Raw genomic sequence first — 21,847 nt, 5'->3', positions numbered from 1 at the left:
AAAATGCTTTTTTCTTTAAGTTCAGGTCTTTCATAGCCTCTTTAAAAATGGTAAACTTTGAATGGTACACATAGGTAAATAATTACCTTTGTCTGTCGAAAATAGAAGGGAAAGAATGATGGGTAAACAGAAGACTAAGTTTTATTGTCAGGATTGTGGGTACGAATCGATTAAATGGCTGGGAAAATGTCCGGACTGCGGAGCTTGGAATACATTTGTCGAGGAAATACAAAAAATTATGAAGACACAAGGAATGGATTCATCCTTGTTTCAAACGAAAGAAAAACCACAACCAATCATAAATATAGAAAGCAGCCCGGAGCCTAGGGTAATTACAGAGAACAGAGAACTCAACAGGGTATTGGGGGAGGGTTCGTTCCCGGGTCCCTTATATTAGTCGGAGGGGATCCAGGAATAGGAAAGTCCACTCTTCTTCTTCAAACTTCTTATTCTTTAGCAAAATCCGGCCAGAAGGTTTTATATATATCCGGAGAGGAATCGGTGAAACAGACAAGGCTGCGGGCGGACCGTTTAAATGCTATGTCACGATTGCTTTATGTCCTCTGCGAGACGAATCTGGAATCCATTGAGGAGGCAATTCGGGAAGTAGAACCTGATTTTATGGTTATCGATTCCATTCAGACGGTATACCATCCTTCTGTTACTTCTGCTCCAGGTACTGTATCCCAGGTCAGGGAATGTACAGGGCATTTCATGAGAATTGCCAAAACGAAAGGAATTGCTACTGTACTGGTAGGCCATGTCACCAAAGAAGGGGCCATTGCCGGACCAAGAATGCTGGAGCATATGGTTGATTGTGTCCTTTATTTCGAGGGAGAGCGACATCATTCTTACCGCGTTCTTCGGGCTGTCAAAAACCGTTTTGGCTCAACTAATGAAATCGGTATTTTTGAAATGCAGGAAACCGGTTTGACTGAAGTTCATAATCCTTCCGAGCTGTTTTTGTCAGAGAGGCCTCTGGGGGTTGCAGGTTCCACGGTAGTCGCCAGTATGGAGGGGACACGACCCGTATTGGTTGAGATTCAGGCGTTGGTCTCAATGACCAACTTTCCTTCTCCAAGAAGGATGGCTACAGGTATAGATTATAATCGCTTATCTTTAATCATTGCCGTTTTGGAGAAAAGAGTAGGATTATTTTTACAAAATCAGGATGCTTATTTGAATGTCGCAGGCGGAGTTAGACTCGATGAACCTGCGGTAGATCTGGCCGCGGCTATCAGTATTGCATCCAGCTTCAAAGAACAAGCTACCCAGCCTTTTGATGTTGTTTTTGGTGAGGTAGGGCTTACCGGCGAAGTAAGGGGAGTCTCCCGGGTAGAGCAGCGGGTCAACGAAGCCCAGAAGCTTGGATTTAAACGTGTCATTATGCCCGAAAAAAGTCTTAAAGGATTCACACCACCACGCGGGATTGAAGTGATAGGGGTTAACACGGTAGATGAAGCATTAGCCATTACACTAGGCTAAAACAAGAGCCATATGCCTTCGGGAGGATAAACATGACGAAAGAAGACAACAAAAAAGATATCATGAGCCAGCTCCTGCAATTGGTTGCCCCTGGCACCCCTTTCCGTGATGGGCTGGAGAATGTGTTAAGGGCCAAAACAGGGGCCCTGATCGTAGTTGGTTATAGTCCGGAAGTGATGGAAATTGTGGACGGCGGATTCTCTATAGACTGTGAATTTTCGCCGAACTATCTATACGAGCTGGCCAAAATGGACGGGGCCATTATTTTAAGTGAAGATGGCAAACGGATCCTGTATGCCAATACTCAGCTGATTCCAGACCCGACAATCAGCTCTTCCGAAACGGGGATCCGGCACCGCACTGCCGAAAGGGTAGCACGACAAACCGGCAAACTGGTTGTATCCATTTCACAGAGACGAAATATTATCACGCTTTATCAGGGAACATTAAGATATTCACTGAAAGATATCGGTGTCATTCTAACGAAGGCCAATCAAGCGATTCAGACGATGGAACGATACCGAACGGAACTGGACCAGTCTTTAATTAACCTGGGGGCATCTGAATTCGAAGAAATGGTTACTTTGCATGATGTTACTCACGTGATTCAGCGTGTAGAAATGGTACTTCGGATTAAGACAGAAATCAACCGTTATATTAATGAGCTGGGTACGGAAGGACGCCTGATCAGCATGCAGCTGGAAGAACTGGTTGGAAATACTGAACTTGAAGTCCGACTTTTGATTAAAGATTATATCCGTGAACCAAGTGACGAGAAAGTCAAAGATGTATTAAATGGGCTTAAACGCTTGTCTTCCGATGAACTGCTCGATCCGCATCATATTATACGGCTGCTTGGTTTTCCCCATACCAGTTCCATTTCTGAAGAACCTGTATCTCCACGAGGCTTCCGGGTATTAAATAAAATTCCTAGACTTCCGTCCATTATCATCGGAAATTTGGTAGAGCAATTTGAATGTCTTCCCCATGTTATGACGGCTACGATTGAAGAGCTGGATGAAGTGGATGGCATCGGAGAGGTGCGTGCGCGGGCTATAAAAGAAGGACTTCGCCGCATTCAAGAGCAAGTATTGATTGACAGACATATTTAAATTGCATACAATTAATAAGTAATGCATTTATAAAAAATGGGTATAGTATACCTTAGAGGTGGACTAAATATATGTTTACAAAATCTTTGCCCAGTGTATTTACAATCGGAAACTTATTTCTTGGAATCATCTCGATCATTCTGGTTTTTAATGAGATGCCGGAGTATGCAGCCATCCTGGTTATCATAGCGATGCTGCTCGACGGACTGGATGGTCGTGTAGCACGGGCGCTGAATGCGCAAAGTGAATTTGGTAAAGAACTTGACTCTTTGTCTGATGTGATATCGTTTGGTATGGCTCCGGCTTTTATTATGTATGTGACTGCTTTTACTGAATTGAATGCAGCTACGGCTTGGATTGTGACCGCTATTTTCCCTATTTGCGGAGCTATCCGTTTGGCGAGATTTAATGTAATAGCAGGGATTCCGGGCTATTTTATCGGTTTGCCTATCCCGGCTGCAGGAGGAATCCTCTGTACGCTTGCCCTGTTTCATAATGACTTGCATGCGTATATCCTGGTTCTGGGTACATTACTTCTTTCATATTTGATGGTCAGCAACGTGAAATATCCTAATTTTAAAAAGGCGGGATTGCCGAAGGCAGCTATTTGGATTTCACCTATCATTATAGCTGTGGCCGCAATTATCGGAATTCAGTATCCGCAATATATCTCTAAAATGATTCTTGTGGTGCTTTTGGCTTATGCCCTGTATGGCTTAAAAAAAAACGTTGACCGGTCCATCACAAGATTAAAAAAGAAAAACCGCCGCAACAAAAAGATGGACGATACGGCTAAATCCGAATCATCCATGTAATAGTTCAAAGGAAAAAGCATGTGTTCTCTAATGAGACATACATGCTTTTTTTGTCTTGTCAAAAGAGATAATGTCAAGTTTTCCGTACACTCTAGTTATCTTTCTCTAAGACATATTAAATAAACCGAGAGCAGCACATTTTTTTGATTCACTTTCCACGGTTTCTTCCAAATCTACATCAAGCAGATTGGCAAGAGCGGATAAATAAAAGAGGTGTTTGCCAATTTCAGCCCCAACTACTTCCATGCAGTTTTCGCACAGTTGGCCCTCTAAATGGGTATTCAGCTGCAGCTTAGCCTGCTCCAATGTCATTTCCGGTGTATAAGTTTGCTTGCGGGCTGTTACTTCTACACAACCGCACTCGGTTATTGACTTGATGACGGACCTGTTAACAGCTGCACCGGATTGCTGCAATTTGGACAAAACATCCAGAACACTACGGTGACGCAACAATAATTCAGATACTTGATCCTGGAAATCTTTTAAAGACGGAGCACTCATCCCATGCACCTCATTTTGAAATCATTTCTACTTTATTATATAGGACCTTGGCTAATATTTCAATTTTTATGATTAGCGAGGAAACATTTGGAACATAATTGTAACATAAAGGTTCTGTATTTATTTATGGAGGTGAACTATTTTGAAGAAATGGTTCTTGTTATTGTTTACTTGCATGGGTGCTCTATTAGGATATGAAGCTGCTAATTATGTGAAGGAAATCGTAGGGGCAGAGGTACTTGCTGGGCAGCAGTTCTGGGGAGCTGCACTTGGTGCGGGGATGTTTATGCTTCTATCTCTCTGGCTCACAGATACGGGTGTCTATCTCCTGAAGCAAGGGGTCTCCCTCGTCTCGGCAGTGCCGACGGCTGATTTGGCTGCCGGACTTATAGGCATGATTACAGGTCTACTCATTTCGGTGCTCATTTATCCTTCCTTGACGCAGATAAACTGGCTTACTTCATGGTTTCCTGTTGCTATCACCGTACTGCTGGGGTTTGCGGGTTTTCAGGTAGGGTTTAGCAAAAGGGAAGATTTGCAGCAGTGGATGTCCAAACCCAAGAAACAGATCCATTATAATGATGACGGAAGTAAAACGTATGAAGAACATAAAATTCTGGATACCAGTGTGATAATTGACGGCAGAATCGCAGACATTTGCAAAACCGGTTTTATTGAGGGCACTCTGGTTATTCCGGAGTTTGTTTTGGCGGAGCTGCAGCATATAGCGGATTCCTCGGACTTATTGAAGCGGAATAGAGGCAGACGGGGACTGGATATTTTAAATAAGATCCAAAAAGAGCTCGATGTCAAAGTGCTGATCTATGAAGGGGATTTTGAAGAGAGTTCGGAAGTGGACAGCAAATTGGTACGCCTGGCAAAAGTACTTGAGGGAAAAGTCATAACGAATGATTTTAATCTTAACAAAGTTTGCGAATTGCAGGGTGTATCCGTACTTAATATCAATGATCTGGCCAATGCCGTAAAACCGGTGGTACTGCCGGGGGAAGAAATCCTCGTACAGGTCATTAAAGACGGCAAAGAACATGGACAAGGGGTAGCCTATCTTGATGACGGAACAATGATCGTAGTAGAGGGAGGACGTGATTTTATCGGTGCGATGCTGGAAGTAATGGTTACCAGTGTGCTTCAAACTTCTGCCGGGCGAATGATTTTTGCTAAACCGAAACTGTTGGAAAAAGCCCAGTAAAACCAGTATGATAGGGAGAGTACAGTTTTGGTTAGGAAAGCAGGGGGAAACACATGGAGACATTCGGTGTCATCATTGTGGCAGCCGGTAAAGGTTCTAGAATGGGGACCAAAGAAAGCAAACAATATCTGAAGCTGGGGGGAAAACCTATTCTGGTACATACACTGGAACGGTTCCAGCAGATGACGGAAACACATTCAATCGTCCTGGTAGTAGGTCCGCAGGAGGTTGAACGATGCAAGTCTTACGTGAAAGATTACGGGCTCACCAAAGTGGTCCGTGTATTACCGGGAGGCCGGGAGAGGCAGGATTCTGTTTATGAAGGGCTAAAGGCACTGCCTGCCTCCGTTCAGATGATACTCGTTCATGATGGAGTAAGACCTTTTGTTCGGGACAAGCAAATTAGGGCCTGCTGGCAAGCTGCCGAGAAGGCAGGAGCTGCCGTATTAGCTGTTCCCGTCAAAGATACTATCAAGGTTATAGATGAATCCGGATATATCCGGTCTACACCTGACCGCAAGAGCTTGTGGGCCATTCAAACACCGCAGGCTTTTTGCCGTTCTCTTCTGGAGAAAGCTCATGACAAAGCTAAGCAGGATAATTTCACCGGGACAGACGATGCCATGCTGGTAGAACGGCTGGGAGCTCAAGTATTGGTTGTAGAAGGCGATTACAGGAATATAAAAATCACAACACCCGAGGACCTTCCTTGGGCTGAATGCATCTTACAGAACAAGGGAGAGGAATTGTAGATGATCAGAGTAGGACAAGGATTCGATGTGCACCAGCTTGTGGAGGGACGCAAATGTATCATTGGAGGAGTAGAACTTCCTTATGAAAAAGGGCTTTTGGGCCACTCCGATGCTGATGTATTGTTACATGCCATTACGGACGCCATTCTGGGAGCGCTCGGACTTGGAGATATTGGTACTCACTTTCCGGATACGGAAGAGGAATTCAAAGATGCCAACAGCCTCGTGCTGCTCAAAAGGGTATGGGGGTTGGCTAAGGAAAAAGGATACCGGCTTGGAAACGCCGATTCCACTATTATTGCGCAGCAGCCTAAAATGAATCCTCATATCCCGGCTATGGTGAAAATCATTGCTGAAGTGTTGGAAGCGGATGAGGAACAGGTGAACGTTAAGGCTACAACGACAGAAAAACTGGGCTTTACAGGACGCGGGGAAGGTATTGCGGCTCAATCCGTAGTTTGTTTGATCAGGGATTTATGATAGAATCAACTTCATAAATCTATTTCATAATTCGGGTTTTCTTCCGATAGATGAAGTAAAGAGGGGTTAACGATGACAGAACAGATTCGAGTGCGTTATGCGCCCAGCCCAACCGGACATTTACACATTGGCGGGGCACGGACGGCCTTATTTGACTATTTACTTGCTCGCCGTTTTGGTGGGCAGTTCGTAATTCGATTTGAAGATACCGATCAGACAAGACATGTAGAGAGTGGTGTTGAAAATCAATTAAACGGGCTGAAGTGGCTCGGTTTGGACTGGGACGAAAGTGTCGATGTTGGAGGGCCTTATGGCCCTTACCGCCAAACGGAGCGTCTTCATTTGTACAAGCCTTTTGTAGAGCAGCTCCTGCGGGAAGGAAATGCTTATGAGTGTTATTGCTCAGAAACTGAACTGGAAGCTGAGCGGACGGAGATGGAAGCTCGCGGGGAAACCCCGATGTATTCCGGCAAATGCCGTCATCTTACAGCTGAACAAAAAGCTCAGTATCAGATGGAGGGACGAAAACCGTCGATACGCTTCCTTGTACCCCGGGGGCGGGTCATTGCTTTTGATGATCGTGTTCGTGGGCATGTGGAGTTTGAGTCTGACGGAATCGGTGATTTTATCATTGTCCGGCCGGACGGAATTCCCACTTATAATTTTGCTGTTATCCTTGACGATCATCTGATGAAAATCAATCTGGTGATTCGCGGAGAGGAACATTTAACCAATACCCCGCGCCAGATTATGATGTATGAAGCTCTGGGTTTGACTGTTCCGGAGTTTGCCCATCTGTCCCTGATCTTGAACCAGGACCGTAAAAAAATGAGCAAACGGGATGAATCGATTATCCAGTTTGCAGAACAGTATAAGGAGCTTGGCTACCTGCCTGAAGCTGTAATGAACTTTATTGCACTGTTAGGCTGGTCTCCTCAGGGTGAGGAGGAGATTTTCACCAAAGAGGAACTGATCCGCCAGTTTGATCTGGACCGTGTGGCAAAGAGTCCTTCAGTTTTTGATATGGATAAGCTGAACTGGATGAACAATTATTATATCAAAAAGGCTGATCTGAAGCGGATAGCGGGGCTTGCTCTGCCTCATCTGCAAAAGGCGGGAAGGCTGCCTGAGAAGCTTACAGAAGAGCAGCAAAAATGGGCTGAAGACCTGATTGCGTTGTATCAGGAGCAATTAACATATGCGGCGGAAATCGTGCCTTTGACGGACGTATTTTTCCGTGAGGAATTGACCGTGGAGGACGAAGCGGCCCCGGTGCTTAAAGAGGAGCAGGTACCGGCTGTTCTTGCCAGTTTCCTGGAGAAGGTAAGGCAGGCCGATGTGTTTACGGCGGATAGCATCAAAGCAATGCTTAAGCAGGTACAGAAAGAAACGGGCTATAAAGGCAAACAGTTATTTATGCCGATTCGTGTAGCTTTGACAGGCCAAATGCATGGCCGCGATCTGAATATGACCGTTCAATTATTGGGATGTGAAAAAGTTACGGCAAGATTGGAGAACTTATTGTAAACTGAAGGAAACTCCGCTATACTAGTAGCAAATTCTATTAGATTGACAGGAAAAAGCAAAAAGCACTGAACAGGAAAGTATGCATAATGAGGGAATATACAGAGAGGATAACCTATATATAGGCTGAGAGTTATCTATTCCCCTTATGAGGAAATGCACCTGGGAGCTGTTATGCCGAACTGTTTCCGCAGTAGGTGTAACCGGTACACGCCGTTATGTGTTCAAGTATGATGGCCAACCGCGGAAGTGGTCTGCGGTGGCAATCAAGCAGAGTGGAACCGCGTCCTACACGCCTCTGCAGCCGTTTCGGCTGTGGGGGCTTTTTTAAAGACCAGATGCTCCGATTTCTTCCTTATGATTCCAGAAAAATAAGTAGTCATTCAGGTGATTAAAGTATTTTCTAGGATTCCACCCAAAGAAGGTGAACACGATGTGGAAAACAATCAGGTCTGATATACAGGCTGTTTTTGATAACGACCCTGCGGCACGAAGCATGTTTGAAGTTGTTTTTACCTATTCCGGGCTCCATGCGATATGGTGGCACCGGATAGCCCACTGGTTTTTTCGAAAACGTTTTTTCACGATAGCCAGGATTCTCTCTCAGATTTCACGATTTCTTACCGGGATTGAAATCCACCCTGGGGCTGTTATCGGGAAAAGGCTTTTTATTGACCATGGGATGGGAGTAGTAATCGGCGAGACTTGTGTCATCGGGGATGATGTGGTCCTTTATCAGGGAGTTACTTTAGGGGGAACTGGTAAAGAAAAAGGAAAGCGGCACCCCACAATCGGCAATAAAGTGGTCATTTCTTCCGGAGCCAAAGTGTTAGGTTCATTTAAAGTAGGCGATAATTCGAACATAGGGGCCAATGCAGTTGTACTTAGGGAAGTTCCTCCGAATAGTACTGTTGTTGGCATTCCGGGAAAAGTGGTGAAACGCGACGGCATGCGGGTGAATAAGCTGGACCATGCCAATCTGCCCGACCCTGTGATGGATGTATGTAAACATATGCAGCAGCAGATTGACGAGCTCCGGTTGGAACTGGAGAAGGAAAAAGCGAAGAATAGAAACGGAGGAGTCAAGGAACATGACACTCAGAATGTTTAATACCATGACCAGAGAAAAAGAAGAGTTTAAACCCGTAGTGCCGGGTAAAGTGAGCATGTATGTCTGCGGCCCAACGGTTTATAACTATATTCATATCGGCAATGGACGCCCTGCCATCTTTTTTGACGTAGTACACCGTTACCTGACTTACCTCGGATATGATGTCACTTATGTTGTTAATTTTACCGACGTGGATGATAAATTGATCCGCAAAGCGGAGGAAACCGGAGAAACTGTAAAAGAGCTTGCTGACCGGTTTATTGAGGCTTACCTCGAAGATATGGAAGCGTTGGGAATTCGTAAGGCGGATATCAATCCCCGCGTCACCGAAAATATGGATGAGATCATCTCGTTTATCCGGTCGCTGGTTGACAAAGGCTATGCTTATGAGAACGGAGGAGATGTGTTCTACCGTACGCAGAAATTTGCGGATTATGGTAAGCTTTCTCATCAAAATCTGGATGAGCTGCAATATGGCATTCGGATTGAAGTGGATGAAAGGAAAGAAAATCCGCAGGATTTTGTCTTGTGGAAAGCGGCCAAACCCGGTGAAGTATACTGGTCCAGTCCTTGGGGAAATGGGCGGCCGGGCTGGCATATTGAATGCTCCGCTCTAGTACACAAATATTTGGGTGAAACTATTGATATTCATGGTGGCGGTGTGGACCTAACCTTCCCTCATCATGAATGTGAAATTGCCCAGACCGAAGCCCTTACGTGTAAACCTATGGCAAAGTATTGGCTCCATAACGCTTTCTTAAATATTGATAATGAAAAAATGTCAAAATCACTTGGTAACGGAGTGCTGGTCCGGGAAATTTTGAAGCGGGTAAAACCCCAAGTACTGCGCCTTTTCATGATGATGGCTCATTACCGGAATCAGATTAATTTTAACTCGGACGGCTTGGAGCAGGCGGCTAACGGACTAGAAAGGATCATGAATTCCGTAACTAATTTGAAGCATCGGCTGAAAATCGCTCAGGAAGGGCCTGCCGATGAACAGGTCAAGAATCGTATTCAAGCAATCAAAGCGCAGTTTGAAGCTAAGATGAATGATGATTTTAATACGCCTGATGCCATTACAGCCGTATTTGAGCTGGTTTCCGAAGCTAACAATACACTAAAAGAAGAGCGGGTTAATGTTTCCACCCTCGAAATGCTACTGGACCAGTTTAAATCGTTTGATACTGTGCTAGGCATTCTTGAGCCGGAGGAAACAGATCTGATGGATGAAGAAATAGAGAAGCTGATAGCAGAACGGACAGAAGCAAGACGGGCCAAAAATTGGGCAAGGGCAGATGAAATCCGGGATATCTTAACGGAAAAAGGGATTCTTCTGGAGGATACACCCCAAGGCATCAGATGGCGGCAAAAATAATGACATATAGCTCATCTAACCTCTTTTATTTCCCGCCGGCCCAGCCGGCGAATTTGTTGAACCCTCTTGTTCTGGCCTATGTGGGAGATACCCTATATGACCTTTTTGTCAGACAGTATGTAATTTCAAAACCAAATCAGCGTCCCTATTATTTACATCAGCAGGCCACGCGCTTTGTTTCTGCCAAAGCCCAGGCAAGAGCGCTTGAAATGCTGATGCCTGAGTTGTCGGAAAAAGAGAAAGATATAGTAAAACGCGGACGCAATGCGAAGTCAGGTTCTGTGCCCAAGAATGCTGACATTATAGACTATAGACATAGTACCGCTTTTGAATGTTTGCTGGGGTATTTATATTACACCCAGCAGTATGAACGGCTGGAAGAGATCATGAGATCCTCGATCGAAGCCGCGGAAGAGAAATAACTAGGAGGAAAATTATCGATGGAGGAATTTATTGGCGGCAAACATTCCGTGCTTGAAGCACTGCGATCCGGAAGAACTATCAACAAAATCTGGATCGCTGAAAATGCCGGCAAACAGCAGGCGGGCTCCGTTTTGTCGGAAGCCAAAAAGCATGGGATTATTGTACAGACGGTAGATAGGCGGAAGCTGGACCAAATGGCGGAAGGGATTCAGCACCAGGGGATAGTTGCCCAAGTAGCAGCTTACGAATATGCCTCTGTTGAAGATATTTTGAATAAGGCCACACAAAAAGGGGAAGACCCGTTTATCCTAATTTTGGATGAAATCGAAGATCCGCATAATCTCGGTTCAATTCTTCGGACTGCTGACTGTACAGGTGTTCATGGTGTGATCATTCCAAAAAGAAGATCCGCAGGCCTTACTGCAACAGTATCGAAAACATCTGCCGGTGCTGTTGAGTATGTGCCTGTAGCCCGGGTTACGAATCTGGCCCAGACTATAGAACAACTCAAGGAAAAGGGAATCTGGGTGGCTGGTACTGATGTTAACCAAGCGGAGGACGTCTATCGCTCCAATTTCAGAATGCCCATTGCCCTAGTGATTGGAAACGAAAATAAAGGTGTGGGCAGATTGGTGAAAGAAAAATGTGATTTTCTCGTCAAATTGCCTATGCACGGACAAATTAATTCACTGAACGCTTCCGTGGCTGCCGGGGTACTTATGTATGAGGTTGCCAGACAAAGAAGCTCAAGTTAAAGAGTCGGTTTCACATGGAAGAGGTATTAATTGTCGATGGATATAATATAATAGGGGCATGGCCGGATCTCCAAAAATGGATGGATTCCGGGATGGAAGAGGCAAGGGACCGGCTAATCCATATGCTTGCAGAGTACCAGTCATATTCCGGAATAAAAGTATACCTGGTTTTTGACGCCTATAAAATTCCGGGCCTCGGAAAAAAGTACAATCAACACCGTTTGACTATCTTGTTCACTAAAGAAAAAGAAACGGCAGATGAACTCATTGAACGGTTGGTTACAGAACACGTCTCCCGGCGTAAAAGAATCTATGTGGCTACCTCTGATATGACCGAACAGCATGTGATTTTCGGCAAAGGTGCCCTGCGCCTTCCTGCCGGGGAACTTCTGGTGAAAATCCGGCAAAACCAGAAGGAGATCGGGCGCAGTCTGAAAGAAGACTTTGTTCCTGGGCGCAATACGTTTGACCGTAGCCTCAGTGATGAACAAAGGCTCCTTCTTGAGCAATGGAGGAGAGGAAGGGACTAGGAAACGTACGGAAATCTATCAACAATTTAGCAGAAAACTTCCAGTTTCCCGTTGACGTTGATAGATTACATAATGTATACTTATCCTATCCTTAGAGTGCAAATCAATCGCGTTTTGCAAGCCGGAGGGATGGATTGTTAGTGAGTGTTGACCTCAAAGAACTAAGAATGTCCACCTTTGATCTTATGACTGACGAAGATATCGTGGAAGAATACCGTGCGGGGAACAGCGAAGCTCTCGAGTATTTGATTAACAAATACAAGAATTTCGTTCGGGCCAAAGCCCGTTCTTATTTTTTGATAGGAGCGGATCGTGAAGATATCGTACAAGAAGGCATGGTAGGATTGTATAAATCCATTCGTGACTTCCGTGGAGATAAACTGGCCTCCTTTAAGGCATTTGCCGAATTATGCATCACCCGGCAGATTATCACCGCGATCAAGACGGCAACACGGCAAAAGCACATTCCTCTCAATTCGTACGTGTCATTAGACAAGCCTATTTACGATGAAGATTCCGACCGCACCCTATTGGATGTAATTTGTGGATCACGGGTGACGGATCCTGAAGAACTGATTATTAATCAGGAGGAATTCAGCGGGCTTGAGGATAAAATGGGCGAAATCCTAAGTGATTTGGAACGAAGAGTTCTAATGCTCTACCTCGATGGACGTTCCTACCAGGAAATTGCGGTAGATCTGGACTGTCATGTCAAGTCGATTGATAATGCCTTACAAAGAGTCAAACGAAAGCTCGAACGCTATTTGGAAATAAGAGACATTTAGAATGGCGCCCTTATCTTGTAAGCAAGTAGGGGTGTTTTTTATTCTAAATAAGAAAGATGAATGATGGTTAGGTTAAGGGGGCTTAGGTTTAATCTGCAGGGCCCCCGTGAATAATGGAATACTATTAAGAATGCAGGGAGCAGCCTTTTACCAGGTATCTTTTCCTTGACACTACATGCGCATTGTGATAAATTATTGCAGGTAGCCTGAAATCTCGCTTATTTTAGTATGGGCAATTTTAGGACTGAATACGGAGCTTGTCTCGGGAGGTGTACATCATGCGGGTTATCATTACATTGGCATGCACGAATTGTAAGCAGAGAAACTATACAACCGATAAAAATAAGCGCAACCATCCAGACCGTATGGAGTTAAAGAAATTCTGCAAATATTGCAATGAACATACCGCTCATCGTGAAACCAGGTAGTCTGTGGAGGTGTAGTTAATGGCTTTTCTGGCTAAAGTAAAACGTGGCTTTGGGTCAACTTTCTCTTACTTTGGTGAGAGCTGGGCTGAACTCAAAAAAGTGAAGTGGCCAAGCCGTAAAGAGTTGACTAGCTATACCATTGTCGTTCTGGCAACGGTAGCCTTCGTGACGATCTACTTTTTCCTATTAGACCTGGGCATTTCTGAGTTGCTGCGACTTGTGTTCAAATAAATCAGGAATATTAGGTGGAAGATATGGAAAAAAGATGGTATGTCGTCCATACCTATTCGGGGTATGAAAACAAAGTTAAAGCCAATTTAGAGAAGCGCGTAGAATCCATGGACATGACGGACAAAATATTCCGTGTGCTTGTACCGATGGAGGAAGAGCTGGTAAACAAGGACGGCAAGAAAAAAACCGTCATGCGTAAAGTTTACCCCGGCTACGTGTTGGTTGAAATGATTCAAACCGATGATTCGTGGTATGTTGTCCGCAACACTCCTGGGGTTACCGGCTTTGTAGGTTCTACCGGCTCCGGCTCTAAACCAACTCCTTTGCTTCCTGAAGAAGTAGATCAGATCTTGAAGCATATGGGTATTGAAGAACCTAAACCGAAGATTGATTTCAATCTGAAGGAAACTGTTCGGGTGAAAGTAGGGCCATTCGCCAACTTTGTCGGAACAGTAGAGGAAATTATACCCGAGAAGAGCAAGTTGAAAGTTCATGTCAATATGTTTGGCAGAGAAACTCCGTTAGAACTTGATTTTGATCAGGTGGAGAAGCTTTAGGAGATTGATTCTCCGGTTTTTTTGCATTCTCAGAACAGGCCGTTTATGGCTTGCTTCTGATAATGGATATATAGTTTCCCTGGGTCTATTCAACTAATGTGTAGGGTAGGCCTTTGTCAAAAGGTAGGAAGTATGAGAATCTCTTATAACATCTTATCTTTTCATGCAAAACGGCATCATCCTGTTATGGGGTGACCGAAGTCGTTTGCTTGGTGGGAGGGTTATATACCCGCCTGTACCACATTACGCGCGAGGAGGTGTCTCACATGGCAAAAAAGGTAATCAAAATTGTTAAACTGCAAGTGCCAGCAGGGAAAGCGAATCCTGCTCCGCCAATTGGTCCGGCACTGGGTCAAGCAGGTGTTAACATCATGGCTTTCTGTAAGGAATTCAATGCAAAAACTGCCGATCAAGCCGGCCTGATTATTCCGGTTGAAATCACAGTATTTGAAGACCGTTCCTTCACGTTCATCACCAAAACTCCGCCGGCTCCGGTTCTTCTTAGAATCGCTGCAGGTATTGAAAAAGGTTCCGGTGAGCCGAACAAGAAGAAAGTCGCAACTGTTAAGCGTGACAAAGTCCGTGAAATTGCCGAGCAAAAAATGCCCGACCTGAACGCTGCATCTGTTGAAGCTGCTATGCGTATGGTTGAAGGTACTGCCCGCAGCATGGGTATCACTATTGAAGACTAATTCCATTTATAAGCCGGCCTAGTGCCGCGCACATAGTGGGAGGATTATCCGTTAATACCACAAAGGAGGACAAGAACGTGCCTAAACACGGTAAGAAATATAATGAAGTGGCTAAGCTCATTAATGCAGATGCTACTTATGAGCCGGCTGAAGCGATCGAGCTTGTTAAAAAGGCAGCTTCGGCTAAATTCGACGAGACTATCGATGTAGCGGTTCGTCTTGGTGTAGATCCAAGAAAACAAGATCAGGCTGTTCGTGGCGTTGTTGTATTGCCGCACGGAACTGGTAAAACCAAACGCGTCCTTGTATTTGCGAAGGGCGAAAAAGCGAAAGAAGCGGAAACAGCTGGTGCGGATTTTGTAGGTGATCAAGATATGATCAACAAAATTCAGCAAGGCTGGTTTGACTTCGATGTCTGCGTAGCGACTCCAGACATGATGAGCGAAGTTGGTAAGCTCGGACGTCTGTTGGGTGGTAAAGGTTTGATGCCTAACCCTAAAGCAGGTACCGTTACTTTCGACGTAGCGAAAGCTGTTCAAGAGATCAAGGCGGGTAAAATTGAATACCGCCTGGATAAAGCAGGACAAATCCATGCTCCACTGGGCAAAGTGTCTTTTGACGCTGAGAAGCTGAACGAAAACTTCAAGGTGCTGATTGATGCTTTGTTAAGAGCGAAACCGGCCGCTGCAAAAGGTATATACCTGAAAAGCGTTGCTATTTCCTCTACAATGGGACCTAGTGTGCGTGTGAACCTACAATCTTTCAGGTAGGAAATGATTGCCATTTGACATCATCGGTCAAAATGTACTAACCTAGTTAAGATTGTTATGAAATTGAATATGAAAACCGTAGACAGCAGGTGCCGAAAGGCTTAATATCCCGCCGAGGTGTTATGATATATGATTCGATCTTCTCGATTGAATGCCGTCATGCCTTCGTGTCGTCTACGAAGGCATTTCTTAATTTACTTTAGCCATTGTCAAGCCCCTCAAGAGGTGTTGCCAATGGCGGTTTAAGAAATGCTTGGATATAGAATCTGTATAAGCAGATCAAGATGCTGAAGAAGTGAGGTGTAAACTATGGCAAATGCAAAAGTTCTTGCGATGAAAGAACAACAAGTGTCCGAAGTGGCTTCGAAATTTCAAGAATCTTCCTGCGCGATCGTAACCGATTATCGCGGTTTGAATGTGTCTGAAGTGACTGAGCTTTGTAAAGCACTTCGTGAAGCAGGCGTTGAATTTCAAGTTTTGAAGAACACTACTCTGCGTCGCGCAACTGCAAATGTGGACCTGAGTGATCTGAACAGCCACTTTGTAGGCCCAACAGCTGTTGCATTCAGTAAAGAAGACGTAGTGGCTCCTGCTAAAATTCTGAGTGATTTTGCGAAAAAACATGAGAACTTGGAAATTAAAGCTGGCGTAGTTGAAGGTAAGGTTGTAGATGTTTCCCAAATTAAAGCCCTGGCAGAACTGCCTTCCAGAGAGGGTCTTCTGTCCATGCTGCTTAGCGTTCTTCAAGCCCCTATGCGCAACTTTGCTCTTGCAGTTAAAGCTGTTGCAGAGAAGCAAGAAGGCGGAGTCGAAGCTGAAGCTTAATTTTCACCCAAAACTATTTAATCATTTAAGATAATGGAGGTTTAACCATGAGCAAAGAGCAAATCCTTGAAGCCATTAAAGGCATGACTGTACTTGAACTGAACGATCTTGTAAAAGCAATCGAAGAAGAATTCGGCGTAACTGCTGCTGCCCCTGTAGCTGTTATGGGTGGCGCTGCTGGTGGTGCTGATGCTGCTGCTGAGCAATCCGAATTTGATGTAGTCCTGACTAACCCAGGCGCATCCAAAATCAATGTTATTAAAGTAGTTCGCGAGATCACTGGTCTTGGTCTGAAAGAAGCTAAAGAATTGGTTGATAACGCACCTAAAGCCATCAAAGAAAAAGTTAGGAAAGAAGAAGCCGAAGCTATCCAAGCTAAACTTTCCGATGCTGGTGCAAACGTAGAACTGAAATAGTTGGTCTTGAACGAAGACGAACCTCTTGAAGCTTGGCTTCAGGAGGTTCGTTCATATATCAGCAGGTTGACCGTATAGATGGATACGGTTTTTCGCTTAATATCCATTGTCTTGGGAAAACGCCACCGTTCTATGCACGGTTCAAGCCTCTTCCCCTTGAAAGCTAAGAAAGGTAGAAAGTTTTTTTATACTGGTTTTATCTTTCACTGTGGGAAGGAGCACCGTCCCCGATTGGGACGACCAAGTCGTTTCCGCTTGTATTGGAGGAAATCTGTATGACAGAACACTATTATTCCAAAAAGCCGACCGTCAACAGTCAAATACAGACGATTCATGCCTCACTCCGGGGAATTGCTTTTACGTTTCAATCGGACGCTGGAGTGTTTTCTAAAAAAGAAGTCGATTTTGGCAGTCGCGTTTTGATATCGGCAATGGAATTGCCCAAAGATGCCCGAATTCTGGATGTAGGGTGCGGTTATGGTCCTATAGGGTTAACGGCTGCGAAACTTTGCCCGGCCGGCCATGTTACCTTGATCGACATCAATGAGCGAGCAGTGGAACTGGCTAAGCTGAATGCCAGGAATAATCACATTTCCAATGTAACGATCCTGCAAAGCAACTTATTTGAGCATGTTCGGGATCAGAAGTTTGATGTAATTTTGACGAATCCTCCCATTCGTGCAGGGAAACAGGTTGTCCACCAAATTTTCTCCGATTCTTTTGATTGCCTTAAGCCAGGCGGCTCTTTGTGGGTTGTCATTCAAAAAAAGCAAGGGGCACCATCCGCTTATGCCAAACTAGAACAGTTATTCAGACAGGTTCATGAAGTGACCAAAGAGAAGGGTTATCGTATTTTTCAGGCTATCAAGCAGTAATCCTTCTTTAAAGAAAAATATTTGACTTGACATTTTCATTGTGGTATCATTAAGAAACGTCAGTATTAAGATGGGCGTGATCTCTTTAGCTGACAAAATGTCAAGTTTTTTCTTTAGAGGATGCATAAAATTTAAGCGTTTGACGTATAATGTTTGAATTTTGGGCAACTCTAACAAGATAGAAGAAATATATGGAAGATCTTAACTGAATCAACAAGAAAAACCTCTACTCACTGTACGGGCGCTTTTACAGAACAGGTAATGAGCTATTTGTGAAATTTCCTGAACGAAAGAGCGCGCTTATTGTTTTTCTTGTGCGTCAGCATGCGGATAATTGGAAGTTCGCTAAAAGTTGGGGCCGGGGAAATGATAGGAGTTTTGGGACAAATACAGAGCTTGAGTGTGATCAATCCGTTTTTTTCTTAATGTCCTTTTCTTGTCTCAGGTATGAGATAGGGGGGATTAAGGGAGAACGAAGCTTTGCCTCATACGGGCCAGAGATTTCGATTGAAGTTTTTCTTATTTATTTTTATAGACTTGAGGGGTGAATGAAGTTGGCGGGACATCTTGTTCAATATGGTCGACGTAAACGCAGGACTTATGCACGAATTAATGAGGTGCTTGAGATCCCTAACCTGATTGAAATCCAACAAAAATCATACCAGTGGTTTTTGGATGAGGGTCTGCGTGAGATGTTTCAGGATATCTCACCGATTCAGGATTTTACGGGGAATCTGGTGCTGGAGTTCATTGATTATAGCTTAGGTGAACCTAAGTACACCGTCGATGATTCCAAAGAGCGTGATGTCACTTATGCTGCTCCGCTCAGAGTTAAGGTTCGACTCATCAACAAGGAAACAGGAGAAGTCAAAGAGCAGGAAGTCTTTATGGGAGATTTCCCGATCATGACGGAAACAGGAACCTTCATTATTAACGGTGCAGAACGGGTTATCGTCTCACAGCTGGTTCGTTCTCCCAGTGTCTATTATAACACGAAAGTGGATAAAAACGGTAAAAAGGCGTTTACCGCTACCGTGATTCCGAACCGCGGAGCATGGCTTGAACTGGAAACTGACGCCAAAGATATCATTTATGTCCGTATCGACCGTACACGTAAAATCCCGGTAACTGTTCTTCTCAGAGCACTCGGGTTTGGTACGGATGCGGAGATTCTTGATCTTCTTGGCGATGATGAATATATTCGCAATACCCTTGATAAAGACAATACGGACTCGACAGATAAGGCTCTGATCGAGATTTATGAACGTTTGCGTCCAGGCGAGCCGCCTACTTTGGATAACGCTCGAAGCTTGCTCTACGCCCGTTTCTTTGATCCAAAACGCTATGATTTGGCAAATGTGGGCCGTTACAAAATCAACAAAAAGCTGCACATTAAAAACCGTTTGTTTAACCAGCGCTTGGCGGAAACGCTTGTCCATCCGGAAACGGGTGAGATTATTGCAGAAGCCGGGCAGCTTGTTGACCGCCGCCTTCTGGATGAGATTCTTCCCTGCCTGGAAGAGGGAGTCGGTTTTAAGGAATACAGCGTTCCTAATGGTGTGTTGGAATCAGATCATATTCCAATGCAAACCATTGACGTATTTTCGCCAATTGAGGACGGCAAAGTAGTGAAGGTAATTTCCAATGGTGTAATTGATAAAAATGTAAAGAATATTACCCCTGCGGATATTATTTCCTCCATTAATTATTTTATAAATTTACTTCATGGTATTGGAAACACAGATGATATTGACCATCTGGGGAACCGCCGTCTCCGCTCTGTAGGTGAATTGCTGCAGAACCAGTTCCGTATCGGTCTTTCCAGAATGGAACGTGTGGTTCGTGAGAGAATGTCCATTCAGGATGCGAATGTAATTACGCCGCAAGCTCTGATTAATATCCGTCCGGTCATTGCTTCGATAAAAGAGTTCTTCGGCAGCTCCCAGCTCTCCCAGTTTATGGATCAAACCAATCCGCTCGCCGAATTGACACACAAACGGCGTCTTTCTGCTCTGGGACCGGGTGGTTTGACTCGTGAACGGGCAGGTTTTGAAGTTCGTGACGTTCACCACTCTCACTATGGCCGTATGTGTCCGATTGAAACTCCTGAAGGACCAAATATCGGGTTGATTAACTCCTTGTCTACATTTGCACGGATTAACGAGTACGGATTTATTGAGGCCCCATACCGTCGCGTGGACCCTAAGACAGGAGTGGTTACCGATGAGATTGTCTATATGACGGCAGACGAAGAAGATAATTATGTCGTAGCCCAGGCAAACGCTGAATTGAATGAGGATGGGACTTTTGCGGCTGATAATGTGTATGTCCGTTACAAAGATGAAATTCTCACATTGCCTAAAGAACGTGTTGACTATATGGACGTATCCCCTAAACAGGTTGTGTCCGTCGCAACGGCCCTGATTCCGTTCCTTGAAAATGACGACTCCAACCGTGCGCTGATGGGATCCAACATGCAGCGCCAGGCCGTTCCGCTTCTGATGCCTAAAGCTCCTCTTGTAGGAACAGGCATGGAATATAAAGCGGCAAAAGACTCTGGTGTATGTGTCGTTGCAAAGCATGACGGGATTATAGAGAAGGTTTCCGGAAATGAGATTTGGCTTCGTCGCCAGGAAGAGGTCGACGGCAGATTAGTTTCCGGTAATATTACGAAATTCAAGCTTCATAAATTTATGCGTTCCAACCAGGGAACATGCATTAACCAGCGTCCGCTTGTGCTTGAAGGACAGCGTGTCAAAGCAGGGGATATTCTTGCAGACGGACCATCGACGGAACAGGGTGAACTGGCACTGGGAAGAAACGTGGTGGTAGCTTTCATGACCTGGGAAGGTTATAACTACGAGGACGCGATTCTGCTGAGCGAGAAACTTGTGAAAGAGGATGTTTACACTTCCATTCACATTGAGGAATATGAGTCTGAAGCCCGGGATACCAAACTTGGTCCTGAAGAAATAACGCGAGACATTCCTAACGTTGGGGAGGACGCTCTGAAGAATCTGGATGAGCGTGGAATTATCCGCGTAGGAGCTGAGATTGGCGCAGGAGACATTCTTGTAGGCAAGGTTACACCAAAAGGAGTAACAGAACTGACTGCAGAAGAACGCTTGCTGCATGCTATCTTCGGTGAAAAGGCCCGTGAAGTCCGTGACACTTCCCTCCGTGTTCCTCATGGAACAGACGGAATTGTGGTTGATGTCAAAGTGTTTACACATGAAAACGGCGATGAGCTGCCACCAGGTGTGAATCAACTGGTTCGTGTTTATATCGCCCAGAAACGTAAGATTTCCCAAGGGGATAAAATGGCAGGACGCCACGGTAACAAAGGGGTTATCGCAAGAATCCTGCCTGAAGAAGATATGCCGTTCCTTCCAGACGGGACTCCGGTTGAGGTCGTACTAAACCCGCTGGGCGTACCATCCCGGATGAATATTGGTCAGGTACTTGAAGTCCATTTAGGTATGGCTGCCAAACAACTGGGGATTCATGTGGCAACGCCGGTATTTGACGGTGCACATGAATACGATGTGTTCGATACGATGGAAGAAGCAGGTATGCAACGAAACGGTAAAACGAAGTTGTACGACGGCCGGACCGGTGAAGAATTTGAACGTGAAGTAACCGTCGGGGTTATGTACATGATCAAATTGGCACACATGGTCGACGATAAAATCCATGCCCGTTCCACTGGCCCTTACTCGCTTGTTACCCAACAGCCGCTTGGTGGTAAGGCGCAGTTTGGTGGTCAGCGATTCGGTGAGATGGAGGTTTGGGCTTTAGAAGCCTATGGTGCGGCGTATACGCTCCAGGAGATTCTGACAGTCAAATCCGATGACGTGGTCGGTCGTGTGAAGACTTACGAATCCATTGTCAAAGGCGAAAACGTCCCAGAACCAGGTGTTCCAGAATCTTTCAAAGTTTTGATCAAAGAACTTCAAAGTCTTGGTATGGATGTGAAGATTCTTTCCGGTGATGAAGAAGAGATCGAAATGAAAGAATTGGACGATGAAGATGATGCCGGCAGTGATAAACTCAATCTGAACCTGGAAGGTGCAGAAATGGGGGCAGAGTAATTCTCTGTTGAATGCACAAGATCAATCAGCCAATAAGCAGGGCCTCCGGGCCCTTGCTATGATTCAAAACAGTTTACACATTCTAAAAGGAGGGTTGCTCC

22 protein-coding genes, 1 pseudogene and 2 other annotated features are annotated in these 21,847 nt (G+C 44.9%); of the genes and pseudogenes, 22 read left to right on the top strand and 1 reads right to left on the bottom strand.

Translation table 11 applies throughout. The annotated features are described in order from the left end of the window. The first annotated feature begins 118 nt into the window (after window positions 1–118). From radA to pssA, 3 genes and pseudogenes are all read left to right on the top strand, one after another. A pseudogene (gene radA, locus BXP28_RS15640) lies at window positions 119–1,485 on the top strand (DNA repair protein RadA). Between the two features lie 32 nt (window positions 1,486–1,517). After that, window positions 1,518–2,597 carry a DNA integrity scanning diadenylate cyclase DisA gene (gene disA / locus BXP28_RS15635; protein WP_023482197.1) on the top strand — a complete coding sequence of 360 codons (1,080 nt, stop codon included), beginning with the start codon at window positions 1,518–1,520 and terminating at the stop codon, window positions 2,595–2,597. 71 nt (window positions 2,598–2,668) lie between these two features. Continuing rightward, window positions 2,669–3,412 (top strand): CDP-diacylglycerol--serine O-phosphatidyltransferase, encoded by a 744-nt coding sequence (gene pssA / locus BXP28_RS15630; protein WP_023482196.1) that lies wholly within the window; start codon window positions 2,669–2,671, stop codon window positions 3,410–3,412. 105 nt (window positions 3,413–3,517) lie between these two features. Here pssA and BXP28_RS15625 read toward each other — a convergent pair whose 3' ends face one another. Further along, complete coding sequence (locus tag BXP28_RS15625) at window positions 3,518–3,913, bottom strand: nucleoside triphosphate pyrophosphohydrolase family protein (protein ID WP_023482195.1); 396 nt, start codon at window positions 3,911–3,913, stop codon at window positions 3,518–3,520. Between the two features lie 139 nt (window positions 3,914–4,052). Here BXP28_RS15625 and BXP28_RS15620 point away from each other — a divergent pair, with 139 nt between their 5' ends. The 19 genes from BXP28_RS15620 (at window position 4,053) to rpoB (ending at window position 21,746) form a co-directional block, all read left to right on the top strand. Further along, window positions 4,053–5,123: a PIN/TRAM domain-containing protein gene (locus BXP28_RS15620; protein WP_036655521.1), complete on the top strand. Its 1,071-nt coding sequence runs from the start codon at window positions 4,053–4,055 to the stop codon at window positions 5,121–5,123. A 53-nt stretch (window positions 5,124–5,176) separates the two neighbouring features. Continuing rightward, window positions 5,177–5,875 (top strand): 2-C-methyl-D-erythritol 4-phosphate cytidylyltransferase, encoded by a 699-nt coding sequence (gene ispD, locus BXP28_RS15615; protein WP_023482193.1) that lies wholly within the window; start codon window positions 5,177–5,179, stop codon window positions 5,873–5,875. Beyond that, window positions 5,876–6,355, top strand: coding sequence for a 2-C-methyl-D-erythritol 2,4-cyclodiphosphate synthase (gene ispF / locus BXP28_RS15610; RefSeq protein ID WP_023482192.1), 480 nt, complete (start codon window positions 5,876–5,878; stop codon window positions 6,353–6,355). Between the two features lie 72 nt (window positions 6,356–6,427). Continuing rightward, on the top strand, window positions 6,428–7,882 hold the full coding sequence (gltX, locus tag BXP28_RS15605) for a glutamate--tRNA ligase (RefSeq protein WP_024095403.1): 1,455 nt from the start codon (window positions 6,428–6,430) through the stop codon (window positions 7,880–7,882). Window positions 7,883–7,938: 56 nt separating this feature from the next. Continuing rightward, window positions 7,939–8,182 (top strand) — a binding site (T-box leader). Between the two features lie 130 nt (window positions 8,183–8,312). After that, window positions 8,313–8,990 carry a serine O-acetyltransferase EpsC gene (gene epsC, locus BXP28_RS15600; RefSeq protein WP_023482190.1) on the top strand — a complete coding sequence of 226 codons (678 nt, stop codon included), beginning with the start codon at window positions 8,313–8,315 and terminating at the stop codon, window positions 8,988–8,990. Next, window positions 8,971–10,368, top strand: coding sequence for a cysteine--tRNA ligase (cysS, locus tag BXP28_RS15595; RefSeq protein ID WP_036655520.1), 1,398 nt, complete (start codon window positions 8,971–8,973; stop codon window positions 10,366–10,368). The genes epsC and cysS overlap by 20 nt, the downstream gene beginning before the upstream one ends. Then, a complete protein-coding gene (locus BXP28_RS15590; RefSeq protein WP_024095401.1) occupies window positions 10,368–10,790 on the top strand; it encodes a Mini-ribonuclease 3 in 423 nt (140 codons plus the stop codon). The genes cysS and BXP28_RS15590 overlap by 1 nt, the downstream gene beginning before the upstream one ends. An 18-nt stretch (window positions 10,791–10,808) precedes the next feature. Next, window positions 10,809–11,546 carry a 23S rRNA (guanosine(2251)-2'-O)-methyltransferase RlmB gene (rlmB, locus tag BXP28_RS15585; protein ID WP_023482187.1) on the top strand — a complete coding sequence of 246 codons (738 nt, stop codon included), beginning with the start codon at window positions 10,809–10,811 and terminating at the stop codon, window positions 11,544–11,546. A gap of 14 nt (window positions 11,547–11,560) precedes the next feature. Then, window positions 11,561–12,076, top strand: a complete 516-nt coding sequence (locus tag BXP28_RS15580) for an NYN domain-containing protein (protein WP_023482186.1) — start codon at window positions 11,561–11,563, stop codon at window positions 12,074–12,076. A 140-nt stretch (window positions 12,077–12,216) separates the two neighbouring features. Next, window positions 12,217–12,861, top strand: a complete 645-nt coding sequence (gene sigH / locus BXP28_RS15575) for an RNA polymerase sporulation sigma factor SigH (RefSeq protein ID WP_036657205.1) — start codon at window positions 12,217–12,219, stop codon at window positions 12,859–12,861. A 278-nt stretch (window positions 12,862–13,139) separates the two neighbouring features. Then, the gene (gene rpmG / locus BXP28_RS15570) at window positions 13,140–13,289 is read left to right on the top strand and encodes a 50S ribosomal protein L33 (protein ID WP_036655517.1); all 150 of its coding nucleotides are present in this window, start codon (window positions 13,140–13,142) and stop codon (window positions 13,287–13,289) included. Between the two features lie 18 nt (window positions 13,290–13,307). Continuing rightward, window positions 13,308–13,520 carry a preprotein translocase subunit SecE gene (gene secE, locus BXP28_RS15565; RefSeq protein ID WP_024095398.1) on the top strand — a complete coding sequence of 71 codons (213 nt, stop codon included), beginning with the start codon at window positions 13,308–13,310 and terminating at the stop codon, window positions 13,518–13,520. 23 nt (window positions 13,521–13,543) lie between these two features. Further along, window positions 13,544–14,077: a transcription termination/antitermination protein NusG gene (nusG, locus tag BXP28_RS15560; RefSeq protein ID WP_024095397.1), complete on the top strand. Its 534-nt coding sequence runs from the start codon at window positions 13,544–13,546 to the stop codon at window positions 14,075–14,077. A gap of 266 nt (window positions 14,078–14,343) precedes the next feature. Further along, a complete protein-coding gene (rplK, locus tag BXP28_RS15555; protein WP_023482183.1) occupies window positions 14,344–14,769 on the top strand; it encodes a 50S ribosomal protein L11 in 426 nt (141 codons plus the stop codon). Window positions 14,770–14,846: 77 nt separating this feature from the next. After that, on the top strand, window positions 14,847–15,539 hold the full coding sequence (gene rplA, locus BXP28_RS15550; RefSeq protein ID WP_036655512.1) for a 50S ribosomal protein L1: 693 nt from the start codon (window positions 14,847–14,849) through the stop codon (window positions 15,537–15,539). A 58-nt stretch (window positions 15,540–15,597) separates the two neighbouring features. Next, window positions 15,598–15,739: a sequence feature (ribosomal protein L10 leader region), on the top strand. A gap of 109 nt (window positions 15,740–15,848) precedes the next feature. Next, entirely contained in the window at window positions 15,849–16,364 is a 516-nt protein-coding gene (rplJ, locus tag BXP28_RS15545; RefSeq protein WP_023482181.1) for a 50S ribosomal protein L10, read from the top strand. 47 nt (window positions 16,365–16,411) lie between these two features. Beyond that, window positions 16,412–16,780: a 50S ribosomal protein L7/L12 gene (rplL, locus tag BXP28_RS15540; RefSeq protein WP_023482180.1), complete on the top strand. Its 369-nt coding sequence runs from the start codon at window positions 16,412–16,414 to the stop codon at window positions 16,778–16,780. 275 nt (window positions 16,781–17,055) lie between these two features. Continuing rightward, window positions 17,056–17,655, top strand: a complete 600-nt coding sequence (locus tag BXP28_RS15535; RefSeq protein ID WP_023482179.1) for a class I SAM-dependent methyltransferase — start codon at window positions 17,056–17,058, stop codon at window positions 17,653–17,655. A gap of 554 nt (window positions 17,656–18,209) precedes the next feature. Continuing rightward, a complete protein-coding gene (gene rpoB / locus BXP28_RS15525) occupies window positions 18,210–21,746 on the top strand; it encodes a DNA-directed RNA polymerase subunit beta (RefSeq protein WP_036657203.1) in 3,537 nt (1,178 codons plus the stop codon). Window positions 21,747–21,847 lie beyond the last annotated feature (101 nt).

This window comes from Paenibacillus larvae subsp. larvae, from assembly GCF_002003265.1.
GTDB lineage: Bacteria > Bacillota > Bacilli > Paenibacillales > NBRC-103111 > Paenibacillus_H > Paenibacillus_H larvae.
Note: the sequence above shows the minus strand (reverse complement) of the source record. Positions and strands in the feature narration are given on the sequence as shown.